Raw genomic sequence first — 16,884 nt, 5'->3', positions numbered from 1 at the left:
CATGAACAGATCCCCACGCCGTCCGCCGAAACTGATGTGCTGTTCCAGTACGCCCGCTGGTTGCAGAAGAACAACCAGCTCAAGCAGGACAAAAGCGTCGATGCCGAAATCGAGCGGCTGTATCGCATCGCAGCCGAAAACGGTCATTACAAGGCCAATATCAACTTGCAGAACGGCGCCATGCGCGGCAACTTCACGCTCAGTGGCGAAACCTACCTGCGTATGAGCCAGCAACTGATCGACGCGGGCGTAGCGACAGGCTATTACTTCGTGGGGGTCTTTTTGCAGCAGGGAGCCGCGGGCCTGAAACAGGATCCGGACATGGCGCTGCGCTACTACCGCAAGGCTGCCGATCAGGGTAGCGCACAAGCCCAGTACTATGTCGGCGGCAAACTTGAGCCGAGTGATATTGCCCCGGACATTGCGCTCCAAATGTATCGTTGTGCCGCCGACCAGGGGAACGGGGAGGCGGCTACAGCCCTCGGTATTAATTTGTCGATAAAGGGGAGTTACAGAGAGGCGCTTGAAGCATTCCAACTCGGTGTGGCGGCTGGTAATGAGTCTTCAACTTCCTTCTTAGAACATGGCTTTCGTGATCCAAAACCGGATGATCGCTTGTACTTCCTAGGTCAACAGGAAGACCTGGAACGCGCTGATCGTTATGAGAAAGTTGGCAAAGTACTGGGTGATTATTCCTACGCCAACCCCAAAGTCCCCGAAATCAATGAAATCCTCCCCCTACCACCGGCCAAACTGCCGGCCTGGGACGGCAAGCTGCAATGGGTCGAAGCGCGCCTGGCCAACGTCCCGCCACCCAAGCCCTCCGAAGCCTTGATTGAGCAACTGGCCAAGGACTGAAAAGGGGACGGATTTATTTCTAGAAAATAAATCTGTCTCCATTTCGTCCGAGAGGCTGGCCGCGCCGTTTCAGTGCTTGCGTCCCCCTCTTGTCATGCGCTGCAGTACCTGAGCATCGCCCTGCCAATAGTGCACGATGACTGCCCCGACATGCCCCAGGATAAGCACCAGCATTGTCCAACCCAGCAAACTATGAAAGTTGCTGCCCAGGTCAACCATCCACTGGATTTTTTCCCCCTCGAACCCGTCCATGACCGGTACGCCAAACGCAGAAAAAGCCCGGCCGGATCCGTACTGGCGAATCATCCCGATAAGCGGGATCAGGAACATCAGTGCGTACAGCATCCCATGCCCGGTGGCGGCGACACGGCTTATGCTCGGTGGGCGGCGGTGTCGGCTCAGCAGACTCCAGCCGGCACGTAGGACTAGCAGTATCAGCAATAACAGCCCCACGGGCTTGTGAAAGGGCCACAACCATTTATCCAGCGTAGAGTCCGACGCCAGGTAGTGAGTTATGGCTGAGCAATAGATCCACGCAAATAACAAGAACATCAGCCAATGCACTGCGCGACTTACCGAGTCGTAGTGTTCATGTGGCTGAAGAGGGGGGGCGCAAGTCGTCATTGTTCTGTCCTTCTGGCGAGTCGCATCGCGTTCTTTTTTTAAGCGCATTGAAGCGCTGTTTGATGAAAAGTGGCCAGAGTGAGTCTGGCGGCGACCCGATCATATACAACGAGACACCGGCAGCGGCTGTGTCGAAACATAAAGAAAAGATGCATCCTGCAAATGATGATCTGAAGGCCCAAGTGCATGGGAGTAGTCTGTTCAAATCCACCGATCATTTTCGGCCGTACGCTCCCCACCTTCGTGCCCGGTGTTCAATACGCCCCGTGGCTCAATCATCATCAGCTTGGCTTCGCCCTCGGCCGCCGTCCTGTGCTCAATGCCGCGTGGCACCACATACAGCTCACCCGGTTTCACATACACCGGGCCGCCCGGCAGGTCGATACGCAACGTGCCCTCAAGCACCAGAAAAGCCTCATCGGTTTCCGGGTGCGAGTGCCAAATGAATTCGCCTTCGATGCGCACCACCTTGAACTGGTAGTCGTTCATTTCGGCGACCACCCTTGGGCTCCATTGCTGGTCGATGAGCGAGGCTTTGTGCGCGAGGTTTACAGGCTGTGCTTGAGTCATGCGGGATCTTCCTGTCGATGAGAAGGCCAGACTATCCAAGCAAGCGGTCATAGGCTTGTACGATCCTGCAACCCCTCCATTCGCACGCCCCCCGCATTCCCCACGGGAATGCAGCACATAAAATTAATGCATTTTTCTTACTGCCACGGTTAACGTAATTTGCGTCAAGGCCACGGAGAACCGCCTTGAACTCATCCTCACCCAACCCTGCTGACAAATTCGATACCTCAAGAGCCAACGAGTACGCACGACAAAGCCGTATCGCGCTGGCGGGCTATGACGCGTGCCAGGATCTGGCAGCCTGCATGCTTGCGGCGAGCCTTGGCGATGCCCCTTCGGCCAAGGTACTTGTGGTCGGCGCTGGCGGTACGGCGCAGGAGATCATCGCCATGGCCAGCCTTGAACCGGGCTGGCGCTTCATGGCCGTTGATCCCTCCCAGCCGATGTTGGACGCGGCAAGGCAGCAGTTGGAAGCCAACCACTTGCTTGATAGAACCACCCTGCATCTCGGGCAGCTCGAAGACCTGCCAGCAGACGCATCATACGACGCCGCCACCTTGATCGGTGTGCTCCACCATCTGGAGGGTGATGACGCCAAGGCCCGGATGCTGCAATCGATTCGGGCGCACCTGAAACCGGGGGCGCCGCTGATCGTCGCGGGCAATCACTATGCCTATGCCAGCCAGCCGTTGCTGCTGGCGGCGTGGGGCCAACGGTGGCGTCAGCACGGAGCCACCCCGGACGAAGTGAAGGCCAAGCTCGGCAAAATCCTTCAAGGCGCTGACCCGCCCCATTCTGAGGCCGCGGTTCAGAAGCTGTTGCACGACGCCGGGTTTGGCGACGCGACGCGTTTCTTTAGCAGCCTTTTCTGGGGAGCCTGGTTGACGTGCAAAGCGGGGAAGTAAATGGCCAACTTCAGATCGCCCGTACATTGGTCAATCGTCGGCGCCAATCGCCGCCATGCTGGCGATGGCATTCTTCTTCGGAGTCGAAACTGACGCAACGGGCCATGTGCGTCACCTGCACGCCAGCGTCATCCAGCGCGGCGGCGGTCAGCTCGCGCATGCGTGCGTCGGCCCCGGTGGACAGGGCGTGCTCCTTGCTCGCACGGCTGTCGAACACCCAGATCACCCGCAGGCTTTGAGGGAAGGCGCGGTAGTCGACGGTGTGCGTCAGCCATTCGAAGCCCGAGATTTCAGCTTTCGCGATTTCGCAGGCGTCGGTCAGGGCTGCGATGAGGCGGCGTTCGATACGGGCGTGGTCGCGTGAGGCAGGTGGCATAAAGGAAGTCTGTGAGTCCTGGGAGTGGGTTGGGGCGTTAGACGATAGGCTGATCAGAGCATAGCTATCTACACAACTTCGGCACAACGCTAAATCTGTGGCGAGGGAGCTTGCTCCCGTGACGGCCTGACGGCCGATGCATATCCATCTGATGTTCCGAAATCTAAATGTGGGGGCTGGCTTGCCTGCGAAGACGGCCTACCAGCCGACGCCAATCTACCTGACACCCCACGATCAACTGTGGGAGCTGGCTTGCCTGCGATGGCGGCCTACCAGCCGACGCCAATCTACCTGACACCCCGCAATCAAACTGTGGGAGCGGGCTTGCTCGCGAAGGCGGCCTTATAGGCGACACAGCTATACCGAGTACATATCCATTCCTGCGGTAACGGCCACTTAGGGTTCCGCCCTGACGGCGGCTCACTTTCGAAAAGCGCGAAAGTAAGCAAAGCGCTCTTGCCCCACCACTCGGCACCTCGCCTAGGCTCGGTGTGCCCGAACACAGTCTTGAATCCGTGGGCCGCCGCCACGCGCCATCCATGGCGCGGGGCGGCTAACCCGGCGTCCTGCCGGGTTACCCACGAATTCAAGCCTGCGTTCGGCCAGCGTGGTTTAACGGGGCGCCTAAGATCAAAAGCAGATCAACAGCGACTCGCTTCGCATCGTGGTTACCGTTGAGCGCTACAGAGTTGTCTGGATACCTATGCTGATCAGAGCGGGCGCTATTGAAGCGCGGGACGCAACCGTTGCCACTCATTCCAGCAATCCTCGGCAACGATATCCGGGTAATCCCGTTCTTGTTCCATCGCCAACGCGGTGGAGAAGGTTACCGCAATGCAAGTGGCCTGGTCGCGGAGATCGCACACTTCGACTTCGCTGAGCGGGGCGCCTTTTTTCGATTCGGCGGCGGTCAGCACGGCAGCGAGGGCAGGGACAAAAACCAGGCAGAGGGGCTCGGTGGGCATTAGCTTTTTTTCTGAGTGGGGAGGGTGGGGCGCTTATTGTCCAGGGTTGATCAACGATCTCAACGTATGGTCCTCCCAGACGCCAGCAATTTTCAAATAGGCTCGCGCATGTCCCTCCTTCTCAAACCCCAGCGACTCCAGAAGGCGTTCACTTCGCACATTGCGGGGTAAATGATTGGCCATGATCCGGTGAAGACCCAACTGCTCAAAGCAATGACGGTTAGTGACCTGAAGTGTGCTTTTCATCAGGCCACGGCCCTGGGCAGATTCCGCCAACGAAAAGCCGAGATGACAGGCCTGAAAAACGCCCCTCACAATGTTCGTGTAGTTACACCGCGCTAGAACCTCTCCGCTCTCGGGTTCAAGCAAGAGGAAACACAGAGCGTTGCCAGCGTGCATATTGTTTACCTGCTGCTCGACCCTGGCCTTGGCGTTGCCAATGGTGAAGTATTCCTCGTCCCTGAGCGGCTCCCCGGGTTGCAGATGCCTGCGGTTGACGCGTTCGTAACGGCTGATGCTCTCGAAATCATCACGTGACAAAGGCCGAAGACAGTAGCCCTCAACGCAATACTCCATAAACCCCTCCAGATTTACCAATGGCCCCATCTGACTGCGTAGCCGCAAAGAATAGCGCCGCTGCGCGTAAAGCGACCCCTTTCAAGGCAAACAGGTCTACCATGCCAGCCCCGGCAGTGGTTCCACTCGCTTCCGAACTCATTTTTTCAAGGTAGCGATAATGTCCATCGACCAAATCTCCCTCCCCAAAGGCGTCGGCCCTCACGCCGCCAAGCTGCTTGACGCTATTACTGGCGCCTCCACCCATGAAGAACTTAACCGTGCTGGCGGTAAAGCCGAGGGTTTTGTGCTGGGTTTGGAGTCCACCAAGGCGATCAAAAGCCAAATTGCAGAGTCGTTGTATGTGGCGTATGACGACGCGGCGAGCAATCGGGCTAGTGAACTGAAGGGCTAGTGCACGTCAGCCCATGGTTGCGGAATGAGCGCCAATCGCCGGAATAGGCTGACGAACATAATAATTGTCGAATTCACTGCTTTCGATGAACTGGAAGCCATGGCGGGTATAAAAGCGATTCGAAGCGCTTTCTTTGAGAGCCCCCACTTTAATAGGCAGCGCAGCCGCATCCGCCTCTCTGAAAATCTGCGTGAGAACAGCCGACCCTACCCCTGAACCTTGCGCGCTCGGCCTTACATACAAGTGGTCGAGCAAGAGTTCATTGGGGTGATGTTTGACCACTACGAAACCCACTCTCTCTCCAGCTGCCTCGATATAGCGTGTGTCGCGAGCTTCAAAGCCGCCAAGAAACCGCTCCCGCGCACGGACCGGATCAAATCGCCCAATACGCTCCAGGCTTTCGCGCGTGGCCTCAATTCGAATGGCTACAAGATCATCCAAGTCGCTTTGTTGAGCAGGGACCAAAATGATGGGGGAATTTTGATTGGGTGCGACGGGCATATGGTGTGCTCCAACTACCATCCTGGGGGCTCAGTATAGAGAGTCTGAGATTGATGAAGCGACCCGCATGGTATGTTCACGGCATACATGGAGTAACGGTACCCCAGGAAGGACATTGCCATGCCAGTGGACATTCACCCAATCCGCATTCTCTCGCAACGCCTTAGCATTGAGCCCTTCTGCGAGCAGGACGCTGCTGAGTCTTTCGCTTGTATCACACCGTCTTTGACTCGCTACGTGTCCTGGGAACCGCCTGCCTCGCTAGAAGAGTACGCGCAAGTCTGGGGGCGGTGGCTGCCTGCGATAGCGGATGGCAGCGACATCGTGTTCACGGTCAGGGAGCTGGTGAATGCCCGTTTTACCGGCTTGGTTGGGTTGCACGATACCGGTAGTGAAACACCGGAGTTGGGTATCTGGATTCGTGAAGATAAACATGGGTTGGGGGTTGGTGGTGAAGCGGTGCGGGCGGTTGTTCAGTGGGCTAGCCAGTGGGTGGTGGCAGAGAGCTTCATCTATCCTGTTGCGACGCAGAATAGTGCGAGTCGACGTATTGCCGAAGCTTTGGGGGGAGTGGTCATCGAGAGGCGGATGGCGGAGAAATATGATTCGGTTGTGTATCAGATACCGGTGGTTTAACTCGGGGTATCAGGTTGGCCGATTGCTGCCCTTCACGAACGGCAGAAATCGGCCAGCAGTCACCCTTTCTCTTGGGGGCCGCTATCGGCCAGAAGCGGTCGGTCATGATCGACTGCTATCGACCCCAAGCTGCCCTTCGCAAAGGGCAACTGTCGGCCAAAAGCGGAGTTTAAAACGCCCCTTGCGACCTGCTACTAACGACTGAAATCTCCTCGAAGAATTGGTATACCTCCGAGAAATTCAGCGGGGTTAGCCGAACACGGTCAGGATGAAAAGTGGCAGCCCTCAAGATTCACTCTGTCGCGTCAAAAGACTCATGATATTGCACAGTGCCTGTTGGTAACTCACCGCCAAAAGACAGCGTTTGGAAATACTCCTGGGGAACCCCAGTCAGCTCCAAGCCAGCGTGAGCTTTGAAGCCAAAGCGACCGTAGTAGTCAGGATTGCCCAACACAACACAGCCATTTGCGCCTTTACTTTGCAACTTGGCGAGCGCGGTTTTCATCAAGGATGAACCAATCCGCAGGCCTTGGAGCTCAGGCAATACGGATATCGGCCCCAGCCCATACCAACCCGCAGCTCCAGAAGACACGGTGACTGGGGAAATGGCGACGTGCCCAACGATTTCATCATTCACTACTGCCACCAGCGAAACGGTTAATTGCCCGGCTTGGCGTAGTGCATCGACAATGAATTGCTCGGTGTGGCTGGAATGTGCTTCCCGCTCGAATGCCTGCGCCGTCACTGCGGATATACGTTTGCTGTCTTCAGGTAGTTCATTGCGGATATTCAGGCTCATATTGAAGTGCTCTCGGGTGTCTTGATCAATCAGGTCCCGCAGCGTGCGGAACAGATCAGTGGTTTTTGTGTACTGGTCGCCATAGGTCAGGTTAAATGCGTAATCAAAACCACGTGGGTTCATGCCTTGGTTGTGCTGCAGGATCGTCTCCAGCTTGTCCAGTGCTTTAACAGCCTGGGCCTCAGGGGAGCCGGCGTTTTCGTAGTCTTCCCACAGCGTCATTATTTGTGCGCGCAAACCTTCATCCAGCGAACGAGTGAGCTGTAAGAGGTCGGCGCGCTCTTGCTCGGTTTTATCTGGAAAGTCGTTCTTGCTCACAGCGGGTATATCGCCGCTTATGGCCTCACCCAGATCATGAATCAGGCAGAGCTTGAGCACTTTCAACAGATCAAGGCCTTTGAGTTCGTCAGCGAACACCATCGCCATCAGACTTAATCGCCAACTATGCTCGGCGGTACTTTCTTGGCGGCCGGATGACGTGTGGGCACTTCTGAGCACACTTTTGAGTTGCTCCGCTTCGCGCAGGAAGTCCAGGCGTCCTTTCAGTGTTTCGATATTCATGACAACTCCGAAGATTAACGGTTATCCAGTTGCGGACGCACCGCCTGCAACCCTGACTTGTTGACGCGATAAGGCTGGCCGTCCGTGGACTTGAGCAACCTCTTGGCCCTTAGTTTGTTAAACACGCTGAGCGTGCAGTCAGAAAGCAAATAGCCTTCTCGGGTATAGCATTCCACTGCCCTCACTCGACCTGATGCGTCGCGCTGGTGAGAGATGCGCCCGCCTTTTGCGAGGACGTGCAGCGTCCGTTGTTCCGATTTGGAAATATTCATACTGTCCACCCAATAAGTGTCAGAAGCTAATGAACGCTGCGTCGGTACTAGGCGCTGTTTTTCTGCAACACGAAAAACTGATAGCCGTAGTCATCCAGAAAACGTTCGTGGATAGCCAACTCGTCCTTGATGTCTGCCAGAGCATTTGAGGAAAAGTCGCTTGCAGACACTTCTGCGACTTTTTTACGCAAAGGCGCCACGTAGTTTTCCCACGCATGGCGACTCAAGGGAAAACTGTGCAGGACCCGATAACCCAGTGGGCCCAAGCTGGAAACTCGGTCCCGAAGCGTCGTCATGTCCGGATAGTTTTTCTTCCAGAAGGAAAACGCTTCAGCGTGCGGGCTATCGGTTAGCCAGATCAAATCACTGACGACCAGAAAACCTTGCGGTTTGATAAGCCGTCTCCAGCTTTTGAGCGCCAGCCCAAACCCCATGATGTAAGCACTGCCTTCGGCCCAAATGGCATCAAATGAACCGTCTTCAAAGGGCAGTTCAGTCATGCTAGCGCTTAGTAGCCGGACGCGCTGCTCCAACGCATTGGCCGCGACGGCCGCCTGCACGTGAGCCAGGCTATATTCGTCGTTGTCCACGGCGGTGACCTGCCCTTGGGTATGGCGGGCCAATAACAGCGTGCTCGCCCCTCGGCCGCAACCGACGTCCAACAGCGTCTTCGGTACGGCGGGCAACGCACTCAGGGCTGCCAGTGTGTCTTCGGCAGAGCCCGGTCCCAGGCGATCCAAGCCATCAAAGAGTCGCTCGAAATCGGCCATATAGTGGTCATGCTCATTCATATCCTTTGATAACCACTTCAAGCGCAATGCCTGCTTTTCGTTGAAGCCCTGTTTGAGCAACCAGGCCAGATGCGCGCCTGGGGCCTGGTTCTCCAGCGCCTGGTGCCAGCCACGCATCGAGGCTTGCCCCAGCATGGCGGCCAGTAGATCCCGGGATTGTTGCTTCTGCGCAATCTCGTGTTCCAGCGTCTGTAACCGCTCAAGCAACAATGACCTGTCGATGCGTGTGTCCAGGCACGCCTGGCACTCTTTCAAAGTCAGCCCACCGGCTTGCAGCTGCTGCAGCAACTTCAACTGTTGCAGATCATGCGTCGAATAGGCGCGATATCCATTGGCCTGGCGCGTGGAGGTAATCAACCCCAGCTTTTCGTAATAGAGCAGCGTCGAACGGCTCAAACCCACTTTCAGCGCCAACTCGGAAATGCGATACATAACCTGTCCCTCGTTCCATGGCGTACAACATAAACTATGAAGCTGTAGACAGGTAAAGAGGTAAATTTACTGAAGGAGCTTTTTTCTTTGCGACAACGTCAGTGCTTTGACTGGAGCGGTTTGTGCTTTGAATGTCCGCTTCTGGCCGAAAGCAGCCGTCGCCTTCGTCATCGTAAAGGGCTTTGTGCCGAGGCTGAATACACCAAGGCCGTCAAGTGCTAAATCGCCGAGTCGTCGTATGCAGCTTACAACGACGCGGCGAGTCCTCAGGCTAATGAGTTGACGAGACGATCATCAACCAGGGCAGGGCGCTTCACGGTCGAGGAGTCTGGCGGTGAGGAGCACGCCCAGCTCGCTCAGTTGGTGAATAGCCAGGGCGATGTCGCGTTGTTTGCCGTTGAGGTCTTCAGACAGGTCGAGCAGCAGGGTGCTGACGCTGGTGAAGGTTTCGTAGCTGTTGGTGATGAGGGTTTCGTTGCTGGCGTTGGGGGCGACGTTGAAGAGCGTGGTTGAATCGTTAACCATGGTTAAGTTCCTTGCTTGGGCCACTTCCCCATCGCTACTAAACAATAAGGGCGGTAGCTGTACGCAGGTTAGTAGACCGGTGGAACCTAACAAAACCGGCGCGTCCGAGGACGCCCTACGCACAGCCACCATCAAGCACAGACGGGAGCGTCTGATGGATGAAGCGTGTGCACTTGTTAGGTCCAAGGTGGGCTACTAAACCCGATCACTGAACAATTCAGCGACCGAGCCACCTTAGAGACGGCCACCTCAGCGCACAAGCCGCCGGATTCTGACGCAGGCGTAGGCAATGGAGCAAGGTGCGGCAGGGGAATCGGATTTTGCCTTCAGGCGCTGCGTTATCGTTTGGGGTTTTCGCGAGCAAGCTCGCTCCTACAGAAGTGCCATATTCCGGTGTTATGGTTGGCGCTGACGATGGAGGATTGAACATGACATTGACGGTCGACACCCTGCTCGAATTGGCCATGGCCAATCCGATCAATGCGCAAATCACGGCGCGGCTGCCGGAGCTTGGCGTGCAGCAGTGCATGCTCACGGCGGGCTGTTTGTTCCAGGCGGTGTGGAATCATCAGGCGAATTTGCCGGCGGCTCAGGGCGTGAAGGACTACGACGTTTTTTACTTTGACGAGGACCTTTCTTACGAGGCAGAGGACGCGGTAATTCGTGCGGCGCAGGTGCTATTCCAAGACCTGGGCGTGAACGTGGAGGTCAGGAATCAGGCGCGGGTTCACCTTTGGTACGGCCAGCGGTTTGGCCGGCCTTACCCGCAGTTGCATTCGGCTCGGCAGGGGGTTGACCGTTACCTGGTGGCGGGCACGTGTATTGCGCTGGAGATTGCCTCGGGCGAGGTGTATGCGCCTTATGGCTTGGAGGATGTGGAGCAGGGGGTGTTGCGCATCAATCCCTTGCATCCGGAGCCGGAGCTGTTTTTAGACAAAGCCAGGAGTTATCAGGCGCGTTGGCCGTGGCTCAAGATTGTAGCCCCAATGCTGTAGGAGCGAGCAAGCTCGCTCCTACAGAAGTGCCGCGCCGAGTAGGCCGCAACCTATCACCACCAGCCAGGGCGGCAGCTTCCACACCATCAGCGCGACCAATGCGAGTAACGCCAGGACGAGGTCGTAGCCGTTGTAGATCGCGCTGGTCCAGACCGGCTGATACAACGCCGCCAGCAGCAGGCCGACCACCGCCGCATTGACGCCGGCCAGCGCCGCCTGGGTGCGTGGGCTTTTGCGCAGGCTGGCCCAGAAGGGCAAGGCGCCAAAGATCAGCAGAAACGACGGCGCGAAGATCGCCAGCAGCGCGATCACGCCGCCAAGCCAACCGCTCGGGGCGTGGCTCATGGAGGCGCCAAGGAACGCGGCGAAGGTGAACAGCGGGCCGGGCACGGCCTGGGTGGCGCCGTAGCCGGCCAGGAACACGTCGTTGCTCACCCATTGGCTGGGCACCACTTCGGCTTGCAGCAATGGCAACACCACGTGGCCGCCACCGAAGACCAGCGCACCGGTGCGGTAGAAGGCGTCTACCAGTGCCAACGTGGGGTTGGGCACCCATCCGGCGAGCATCGGCAAGCCCATCAGCAACAGCACAAACAGCACCAGCGATAGGGCGCCGGTACGGCGGCTGATGGCGATGGGCAGGGCGTCGGCTTCGGCACGGGTCTCGGGCTTGAACAGCAGCAGGCCGGCCACGCCTGCGGCGATCATGACCCCGACTTGAGCCCAGGCGGAGGGTGCCAGCAGCACTACGGCTGCGGCAATCAACATCAACCCCACCCGTAAAGCGTCCCGGCACAGGCTGCGCGCCATGCCCCACACGGCTTGGGCCACCACGGCCACGGCGACGACTTTCAGGCCATGCAGCGCGCCATTGGGCAGCGCGCCACCGTAGTGGGCCAGGCCCAAGGCAAGCAGGATCAGGGCGATGGCCGACGGCAAGGTGAACCCGGCCCAGGCCGCCACGGCGCCGCTGTAGCCCGCCCGTGATAGGCCCAGCGCAATGCCGACCTGGCTGCTGGCCGGGCCGGGCAGGAATTGGCACAGGGCGACCAGTTCGGCGTAGCTGCGCTCGCTCAGCCACTGGCGCTGAATAACGAACGCTTCGCGAAAATAACCCAGGTGTGCAATCGGGCCGCCAAAGGAGGTGAGGCCCAGGCGCAGGAAGATCAGAAATACTGACCAGGGGCTGCTACGGTGATCGGCGATAGGGGGCAAGGGATGCCTCGTGGCGAGCTATTCGATACGGCGCAGATCGATAGGGTTTCAGAACCTTAACCATTTTTTATGACGCGTAGAAGAGGCCGCCCGCATGTCATTTTTGCGCGCCACATTGAATTTATGGGCGCTGATTTGAGTCACTGAAAGCAGAGCGTTGTTTTCCACCCACTCGACCTCAAGGACCGACCATGACCTTTTTTATCTTCCTGCTCGCCTGCGCCGCCGCCGCCAGTACCGGCGTGATCTTCAAACCCGGCGCCTGGTACGAATCCCTGGTCAAGCCCAGCTTTACCCCGCCCAATTGGCTGTTCCCAGTGGCCTGGACGATCATCTACCTGCTGCTGGCCTGGGCCGGTTACCGCTTGACCCTGATTCCCGGCAGCGAAATGGTGTTGGCCCTGTGGGCGGCGCAGATTGCGTTGAACACGCTGTGGACGCCAGTGTTTTTCGGTGCCCATCGGTTGTTCGCCGGGATGGTGATTATCGTGCTCTTGTGGCTCACCGTGGCGGCGATGGTGCTGCTGGCCGTGCGCCTGGACCTGATTACCGGCCTGATTCTGTTCCCGTATCTGGTGTGGCTGTGCGTGGCCGCGGCGTTGAACTTCTCGATCCTGCGTAATAACCGCTGATGGCCTACCAGCAGTGGCCCGCCAGCGAGCCCGAACGGGCGCAGATGCGCCGCTTCAATCAGAAACTGGCGTGGACGCCGCGGTTCAAGATCCGCAACCGCGTCACGCCGCGCCTGATCCAGGCACTGCTGCGCGCCAGCCAGACGTTCAAGAAGGCGCCTGTGGTGGAGCTCAAAAAGGTAGGCACGGTGCCCGTGCGCATCCTGCGCCCCAGCGGCAAGCCCAAAGGCGTGGTGCTGGATATCCACGGCGGTGGCTGGGTGATCGGCAATGCGCAAATGGATGACGACTTGAACCTCGGCATGGTCAACGCCTGTGACGTTGCGGTGGTGTCGGTGGATTACCGGCTGGCGGTCGATACACCGATTGAGGGGCTGCTGGATGATTGCCTGGTGGCGGCGCGTTGGCTGTTGGCCGACTGCCCGGAGTTTGCCGGCCTGCCAGTGTTTTTTGTCGGTGAATCGGCCGGCGGGCACTTGGCGGCGGCCACCTTGTTGGCGCTCAAGCATGGCCCGAGTTACTGCAACGGGTGAGCGGGGCGGTGCTGTATTACGGCGTCTACGACTTGACCGGCACACCGAGCGTACGCACCGCCGGGCCGGACACCTTGTTGCTGGACGGGCCGGGCATGGTCCAGGCGCTGCGTCTGCTAACGCCGGGGATCAGCGACGAGGTGCGCCGGCAGCCACCGCTGTCGCCCTTGCATGGGGACTTTGAGGGGTTGCCGCCAGCGCTGATGTTCGTGGGCGAGTTGGACCCGCTCAAGGATGACACCCTGCTGATCGCCGAGCGATGGGCGGGCGTTGAGGCGCACCTGCTGCCGGAGGCGGCCCATGGCTTTATTCATTTTCCGGTGGCGATGGCCGACAGGGTGTTGGCGTACAGCCGCCAGTGGATAACAGGTCGCATTCTTGGCAATGGCCTTTAGCATTCAGGCGGCAAAAGGGACAACCCATATGCACCGACTTCTGTGGGCTTGATCGGCTTCTGTAGGAGCGAGCTTGCTCGCGAAAAACGTCAACGATAACGCGTTTTTCCTGGATGAATGCGGCGCCTGTGGGTTTTTCGCGAGCAAGCTCGCTCCTACAAATTCGGGGCTTCAGTTGGAGCGCAGGCGCAGGATGTGTGCGCCGTCGAAGGGGTCGGTAAGGTAATGCCCCTGCACCCCGAATGTCTCCTGTAAACGGCGTGGCGTCAGCACTTCCAGTGGCTTACCCAGCGCCACCAGCCGACCGCGATCCAGCACGGCCAGGCGGTCACAGGTCAGCGCCTGGTTCAGGTCGTGCAGCGCAATCAGGGTGGTCACCGGCAAGCCTTGCACGCCTTTGAGGATCGCCAGTTGATGCTGGATATCCAGGTGATTGGTCGGCTCGTCCAGCAACAAAATCTGCGGCCGTTGCGCCAGGGCACGGGCGATATGCACGCGCTGGCGTTCGCCACCGGAGAGGCTGCGCCAGGCGCGTTGGCTCAGGTGGGTGGCGTCTACGTCGTGCAGCGCCTGGTGCACGATGGCGTCGTCTTCACGCGACCACGGGCTCAGCGCCGACAGCCACGGCGTGCGGCCCAGGGCCACGGCGTCGAACACGCGGATGGCGTCGTCGGTGTCGGCCTGTTGCTCCACGACCGCCAGCTGTTGCGCGATGGTGCGGCGCGACAACTCACCGAGCCGCTTGCCACCCAGGCGAACATCACCGCTGGCCGGCACACGTAATCCAGCGAGCAATTTGAGCAGGGTGGATTTGCCCGAACCATTGGGCCCGACGATGCCGAGGGTTTCACCCAACTGCACGTCCAGGTCAATGTCACGCAGCAACTGCGCCTCACGCACCTTGAAACCCAGACCGCGGCAACTGAGCACGCTCATCGGGCGTTCCTCCGGCCAATCAGGATCAGCGCAAACACCGGCGCGCCCACTAGCGCCGTGACCACCCCAACGGGAATCACTTGGCCCTTGATCAGGGTGCGTGACAGCACATCGGCGGCGATCAGGAACAGCGCGCCGCCCAAGGCGCTGGCCGGCAGTAAGCGCGAATGCCCGGTGCCGAGCAATAGGCGCGCAGCGTGGGGAATCACCAAGCCGACAAAGCCGATGGAGCCGACGATGGACACCATTACCGCCGTGACCAACGCGGCGCAGGCCACCAGCACAAATTGCACGCGGCGCACCGGAATGCCCAGGGAGGCCGCCGAGTCGCTGCCAAAGGTGAACGCATCCAGTGCGCGACGATGCCACAGGCACACCGCCAGCCCTAACGCCGCCACCGGCACCGCCAACCACACCGACGGCCAGCGCACGCCGCTGAGGTTGCCCAGCAGCCAGAACAAAATGCCGCGGGCTTGTTCGGAGCTGGCCGACTTGGTGATGAGGAATGCGGTCAGGGCATTGAACAATTGCGAGCCGGCAATGCCCGCGAGGATGATTTGCCCGGTGCCGTTGGACGATCCGCTGGCGCGGGCGAGCAGAATCACCAGCGCAAACGCGGCCATGGCGCCTACAAATGCCCCTGTCGACAACGACACCAGCCCGCCGCCCACACCGATCAGCACAACGAGCACCGCACCGGTGGAGGCGCCGGCGCTGATGCCCAACAGGTACGGGTCTGCCAGCGGGTTGCGCAGCAACGATTGCAGAATCACCCCGCAGGTCGCCAGCCCGGCACCGCAGGCTGCGGCCACCAGGGTGCGGGTCAGGCGGTAATTCCACACCACGCCTTCATCGATCGGGTCTAGCGCATAGCCCGCGGCCCAGAGCTTATTGGCGAGCACCTGCAACACCACCTGCGGTTCGATGGCGGTTTCGCCGATGGCCACGCCAGCGAGCAGCGCGAGCAACAGCAGGGCGAGGGCAAGGAGGGTGCGCATCATTGGCCCAGGTCGTAGCCGTCGATGGCGGTAGCGAGTTGTTCCAGGCCGTCGAACGTGCGCAGGCTGGCCTGCAGTGCCAGGGCATCGAGGATGATGATGCGGTTGTGTTTCACCGCGTCCATGTTGCGGGTGACGGGGTCGCTGCGCAGGAAGGCGAGTTTCTTCTCGTGGTCGTCGGCGGGGTAGCGGCGACGGTCCATGCGCGCGATCACCAGGAAAGTGGGGTTGGCCTTGGCGATGGTTTCCCAGCCGACGGCGGGCCATTCTTCATCGGACTGCACCACGTTGTGCAGGCCCAGGGTGTGCAGCATGAATTGCGGCACGCCTTTATGGCCGGCCACATAAGGGTCGCTGGCCATCTCGGCACTGGAGAACCACACCAGTGCGCTGGCCTGCTTCAAGCCTTTGCCCTGGGCGGTGGCGATGGATGCGGCCAGGCGCGCCTTGAGCTGATCGTTCAACTGTTGGCCGCGCGCCTGCACGTCGAAAATCTGCGCAAGCTGGTGGATGCTCTGGTAAATCGTCTCGATGCGAAACGGCTGCAACCGCGTGCCGTCTGCGCCGACCAGGTTGTCCTTGGCCTCGCAATCGGACGGCAGCACGTAGGTGGGGATCTTCAACTCATGGAATTGCTCACGGGTGCCAACCACGCCTTGCGGGCCCACCACCCATTCCAGTTCGGCCGCCACCAGTTGCGGGCGCTTGGCGATCACTGCTTCAAAGCTTGGCTCGTTGTTGGCCAGGCGCTCGATGCGGTCGTTCTGCGCCTTGTACTGTGGCAACACGTTGTTAAACCACAGCGAGGTGCCCACCACTTTATCGCCCACGCCCAAGGCATAGAGCATCTCGGTGGCGGCCTGGCCGATGCTCACGCTGCGAGCGGGTGCTTGCTGGAAGGTCAGGCTGCTGCCGCAGTTTTCCACGGTCAGTGGGTAGTGGCTTGGCGCGGCGTGGGCCAGGGCGCAGGCACTCAGGCCTGCGATCAGGGCGGTAACACGTGGCAGCATGGGGCGATCTCCGAGTGAGCCAGGGGTGCAGCTGGGGAGTTACGGCTCGGAAATACGCCCTGGGACGCTACAGATGCGCAGGGCCAGGATGTCCTTCCCGGACACCCCGCCGGTTAGTGATGTTGCTGGGCCGGCAGGTCTCCTGACTGATGCGTCATCGCCACGCCCCCGCCTTCCCGGACGACGTCCAGTGGCATTCAGGGGCAGGCTCAGCACCTACAGTTGCGGGGGCAGTTTCGATTGACGCCTGGGCGGCGTTTCGAATTCCCTATTAGTCCCACGTGGGAACCGGCACCGGTATGGTAAGCGATCACGCCCTGTAGGAGCGAGCTTGCTCGCGAAGAACTTGAGAACACCGCAGGGCATCAGGCGCCCCTGCGTTATC

The 16,884-nt window shown here is 59.4% G+C and carries 20 protein-coding genes, 2 pseudogenes and 1 riboswitch; of the genes and pseudogenes, 7 read left to right on the top strand and 15 right to left on the bottom strand.

What is annotated here, in order from left to right; translation table 11 throughout:
- A partial coding sequence (locus DK871_RS22810; RefSeq protein WP_161906719.1) for a DUF6396 domain-containing protein occupies positions 1-858 on the top strand: 858 nt, incomplete at its 5' end.
- A gap of 69 nt (positions 859-927) precedes the next feature.
- Here the strand turns inward: DK871_RS22810 and DK871_RS22805 are convergent.
- Entirely contained in the window at positions 928-1,482 is a 555-nt protein-coding gene (locus DK871_RS22805; RefSeq protein ID WP_161906720.1) for a cytochrome b, read from the bottom strand.
- Positions 1,483-1,683: 201 nt separating this feature from the next.
- A complete protein-coding gene (locus DK871_RS22800; protein WP_161906718.1) occupies positions 1,684-2,052 on the bottom strand; it encodes a cupin domain-containing protein in 369 nt (122 codons plus the stop codon).
- Positions 2,053-2,237: 185 nt separating this feature from the next.
- Here DK871_RS22800 and DK871_RS22795 point away from each other — a divergent pair, with 185 nt between their 5' ends.
- A complete protein-coding gene (locus DK871_RS22795; RefSeq protein ID WP_161906717.1) occupies positions 2,238-2,957 on the top strand; it encodes a class I SAM-dependent methyltransferase in 720 nt (239 codons plus the stop codon).
- 10 nt (positions 2,958-2,967) lie between these two features.
- Here the strand turns inward: DK871_RS22795 and DK871_RS22790 are convergent, their stop codons facing one another.
- From DK871_RS22790 to DK871_RS22780, 3 genes are all read right to left on the bottom strand, one after another.
- Positions 2,968-3,333 carry a hypothetical protein gene (locus tag DK871_RS22790; RefSeq protein ID WP_161906716.1) on the bottom strand — a complete coding sequence of 122 codons (366 nt, stop codon included), beginning with the start codon at positions 3,331-3,333 and terminating at the stop codon, positions 2,968-2,970.
- Between the two features lie 722 nt (positions 3,334-4,055).
- Positions 4,056-4,298 (bottom strand): hypothetical protein, encoded by a 243-nt coding sequence (locus tag DK871_RS22785; RefSeq protein ID WP_161906715.1) that lies wholly within the window; start codon positions 4,296-4,298, stop codon positions 4,056-4,058.
- Positions 4,299-4,331: 33 nt separating this feature from the next.
- On the bottom strand, positions 4,332-4,874 hold the full coding sequence (locus DK871_RS22780) for a GNAT family N-acetyltransferase (protein ID WP_161906714.1): 543 nt from the start codon (positions 4,872-4,874) through the stop codon (positions 4,332-4,334).
- 160 nt (positions 4,875-5,034) lie between these two features.
- Here DK871_RS22780 and DK871_RS22775 point away from each other — a divergent pair, with 160 nt between their 5' ends.
- Positions 5,035-5,268, top strand: coding sequence for a hypothetical protein (locus DK871_RS22775; RefSeq protein ID WP_057014716.1), 234 nt, complete (start codon positions 5,035-5,037; stop codon positions 5,266-5,268).
- Between the two features lie 6 nt (positions 5,269-5,274).
- Here DK871_RS22775 and DK871_RS22770 read toward each other — a convergent pair whose 3' ends face one another.
- The gene (locus tag DK871_RS22770) at positions 5,275-5,769 is read right to left on the bottom strand and encodes a GNAT family N-acetyltransferase (RefSeq protein ID WP_161906713.1); all 495 of its coding nucleotides are present in this window, start codon (positions 5,767-5,769) and stop codon (positions 5,275-5,277) included.
- 120 nt (positions 5,770-5,889) lie between these two features.
- Between DK871_RS22770 and DK871_RS22765 the strand changes: the two genes are divergently transcribed.
- Positions 5,890-6,405, top strand: coding sequence for a GNAT family N-acetyltransferase (locus DK871_RS22765; RefSeq protein WP_161906712.1), 516 nt, complete (start codon positions 5,890-5,892; stop codon positions 6,403-6,405).
- A 292-nt stretch (positions 6,406-6,697) separates the two neighbouring features.
- Here DK871_RS22765 and DK871_RS29320 read toward each other — a convergent pair whose 3' ends face one another.
- The 5 genes and pseudogenes from DK871_RS29320 to DK871_RS22745 form a co-directional block, all read right to left on the bottom strand.
- Positions 6,698-7,204 carry a GNAT family N-acetyltransferase gene (locus DK871_RS29320; RefSeq protein ID WP_256677514.1) on the bottom strand — a complete coding sequence of 169 codons (507 nt, stop codon included), beginning with the start codon at positions 7,202-7,204 and terminating at the stop codon, positions 6,698-6,700.
- A 9-nt stretch (positions 7,205-7,213) separates the two neighbouring features.
- A pseudogene (locus DK871_RS29315) lies at positions 7,214-7,765 on the bottom strand (HD family hydrolase); the annotation flags it as partial.
- A 14-nt stretch (positions 7,766-7,779) separates the two neighbouring features.
- Positions 7,780-8,037, bottom strand: coding sequence for a YjhX family toxin (locus DK871_RS22755; protein ID WP_161906710.1), 258 nt, complete (start codon positions 8,035-8,037; stop codon positions 7,780-7,782).
- Between the two features lie 47 nt (positions 8,038-8,084).
- Complete coding sequence (locus tag DK871_RS22750; protein ID WP_161906709.1) at positions 8,085-9,260, bottom strand: MerR family transcriptional regulator; 1,176 nt, start codon at positions 9,258-9,260, stop codon at positions 8,085-8,087.
- Positions 9,261-9,554: 294 nt separating this feature from the next.
- Positions 9,555-9,785 carry a DUF6124 family protein gene (locus tag DK871_RS22745; protein WP_161906708.1) on the bottom strand — a complete coding sequence of 77 codons (231 nt, stop codon included), beginning with the start codon at positions 9,783-9,785 and terminating at the stop codon, positions 9,555-9,557.
- Positions 9,786-10,213: 428 nt separating this feature from the next.
- Here DK871_RS22745 and DK871_RS22740 point away from each other — a divergent pair, with 428 nt between their 5' ends.
- Positions 10,214-10,780 (top strand): nucleotidyltransferase family protein, encoded by a 567-nt coding sequence (locus tag DK871_RS22740; RefSeq protein ID WP_161906707.1) that lies wholly within the window; start codon positions 10,214-10,216, stop codon positions 10,778-10,780.
- 18 nt (positions 10,781-10,798) lie between these two features.
- Here DK871_RS22740 and chrA read toward each other — a convergent pair whose 3' ends face one another.
- The gene (gene chrA, locus DK871_RS22735) at positions 10,799-11,995 is read right to left on the bottom strand and encodes a chromate efflux transporter (RefSeq protein WP_161906706.1); all 1,197 of its coding nucleotides are present in this window, start codon (positions 11,993-11,995) and stop codon (positions 10,799-10,801) included.
- A gap of 191 nt (positions 11,996-12,186) precedes the next feature.
- Here chrA and DK871_RS22730 point away from each other — a divergent pair, with 191 nt between their 5' ends.
- Together DK871_RS22730 and DK871_RS22725 are read left to right on the top strand one after the other, a co-directional pair.
- Positions 12,187-12,627, top strand: a complete 441-nt coding sequence (locus DK871_RS22730) for a TspO/MBR family protein (RefSeq protein ID WP_014719179.1) — start codon at positions 12,187-12,189, stop codon at positions 12,625-12,627.
- Positions 12,627-13,555 (top strand): annotated as a pseudogene (locus DK871_RS22725) (alpha/beta hydrolase). The gene DK871_RS22730 and the pseudogene DK871_RS22725 overlap by 1 nt, the downstream one beginning before the upstream one ends.
- Before the next feature lie 171 nt (positions 13,556-13,726).
- Here DK871_RS22725 and DK871_RS22720 read toward each other — a convergent pair.
- From DK871_RS22720 to DK871_RS22710, 3 genes are read right to left on the bottom strand one after another with little or no spacing between them, the layout of a single operon-like run.
- A complete protein-coding gene (locus DK871_RS22720; protein WP_161906705.1) occupies positions 13,727-14,491 on the bottom strand; it encodes an ABC transporter ATP-binding protein in 765 nt (254 codons plus the stop codon).
- Positions 14,488-15,492 carry an iron ABC transporter permease gene (locus tag DK871_RS22715; protein WP_161906704.1) on the bottom strand — a complete coding sequence of 335 codons (1,005 nt, stop codon included), beginning with the start codon at positions 15,490-15,492 and terminating at the stop codon, positions 14,488-14,490. The genes DK871_RS22720 and DK871_RS22715 overlap by 4 nt, the downstream gene beginning before the upstream one ends.
- A complete protein-coding gene (locus tag DK871_RS22710) occupies positions 15,489-16,499 on the bottom strand; it encodes an ABC transporter substrate-binding protein (RefSeq protein WP_161906703.1) in 1,011 nt (336 codons plus the stop codon). The genes DK871_RS22715 and DK871_RS22710 overlap by 4 nt, the downstream gene beginning before the upstream one ends.
- A 114-nt stretch (positions 16,500-16,613) precedes the next feature.
- Positions 16,614-16,807: riboswitch (cobalamin riboswitch) on the bottom strand.
- Between the last annotated feature and the right edge of the window lie 77 nt (positions 16,808-16,884).

Source organism: Pseudomonas sp. L13, assembly GCF_009935965.1.
GTDB classification, from domain to species: Bacteria; Pseudomonadota; Gammaproteobacteria; order Pseudomonadales; family Pseudomonadaceae; genus Aquipseudomonas; species Aquipseudomonas lactis.
This window is presented reverse-complemented; position numbering and strand designations above follow the sequence as displayed.

What these genes read in the sequence shown, in the direction of transcription:
- DK871_RS22805 (WP_161906720.1), bottom strand. Translation starts at nt 1,482, where the DNA reads ATGACGACTTGCGCCCCCCCTCTTCAGCCACATGAACACTACGACTCG.
- DK871_RS22800 (WP_161906718.1), bottom strand. Translation starts at nt 2,052, where the DNA reads ATGACTCAAGCACAGCCTGTAAACCTCGCGCACAAAGCCTCGCTCATC.
- DK871_RS22790 (WP_161906716.1), bottom strand. Translation starts at nt 3,333, where the DNA reads ATGCCACCTGCCTCACGCGACCACGCCCGTATCGAACGCCGCCTCATC.
- DK871_RS22785 (WP_161906715.1), bottom strand. Translation starts at nt 4,298, where the DNA reads ATGCCCACCGAGCCCCTCTGCCTGGTTTTTGTCCCTGCCCTCGCTGCC.
- DK871_RS22780 (WP_161906714.1), bottom strand. Translation starts at nt 4,874, where the DNA reads ATGGAGTATTGCGTTGAGGGCTACTGTCTTCGGCCTTTGTCACGTGAT.
- DK871_RS22775 (WP_057014716.1), top strand. Translation starts at nt 5,035, where the DNA reads ATGTCCATCGACCAAATCTCCCTCCCCAAAGGCGTCGGCCCTCACGCC.
- DK871_RS22770 (WP_161906713.1), bottom strand. Translation starts at nt 5,769, where the DNA reads ATGCCCGTCGCACCCAATCAAAATTCCCCCATCATTTTGGTCCCTGCT.
- DK871_RS22765 (WP_161906712.1), top strand. Translation starts at nt 5,890, where the DNA reads ATGCCAGTGGACATTCACCCAATCCGCATTCTCTCGCAACGCCTTAGC.
- DK871_RS29320 (WP_256677514.1), bottom strand. Translation starts at nt 7,204, where the DNA reads ATGAGCCTGAATATCCGCAATGAACTACCTGAAGACAGCAAACGTATA.
- DK871_RS22755 (WP_161906710.1), bottom strand. Translation starts at nt 8,037, where the DNA reads ATGAATATTTCCAAATCGGAACAACGGACGCTGCACGTCCTCGCAAAA.
- DK871_RS22750 (WP_161906709.1), bottom strand. Translation starts at nt 9,260, where the DNA reads ATGTATCGCATTTCCGAGTTGGCGCTGAAAGTGGGTTTGAGCCGTTCG.
- DK871_RS22745 (WP_161906708.1), bottom strand. Translation starts at nt 9,785, where the DNA reads ATGGTTAACGATTCAACCACGCTCTTCAACGTCGCCCCCAACGCCAGC.
- DK871_RS22740 (WP_161906707.1), top strand. Translation starts at nt 10,214, where the DNA reads ATGACATTGACGGTCGACACCCTGCTCGAATTGGCCATGGCCAATCCG.
- DK871_RS22730 (WP_014719179.1), top strand. Translation starts at nt 12,187, where the DNA reads ATGACCTTTTTTATCTTCCTGCTCGCCTGCGCCGCCGCCGCCAGTACC.
- DK871_RS22720 (WP_161906705.1), bottom strand. Translation starts at nt 14,491, where the DNA reads ATGAGCGTGCTCAGTTGCCGCGGTCTGGGTTTCAAGGTGCGTGAGGCG.
- DK871_RS22715 (WP_161906704.1), bottom strand. Translation starts at nt 15,492, where the DNA reads ATGATGCGCACCCTCCTTGCCCTCGCCCTGCTGTTGCTCGCGCTGCTC.
- DK871_RS22710 (WP_161906703.1), bottom strand. Translation starts at nt 16,499, where the DNA reads ATGCTGCCACGTGTTACCGCCCTGATCGCAGGCCTGAGTGCCTGCGCC.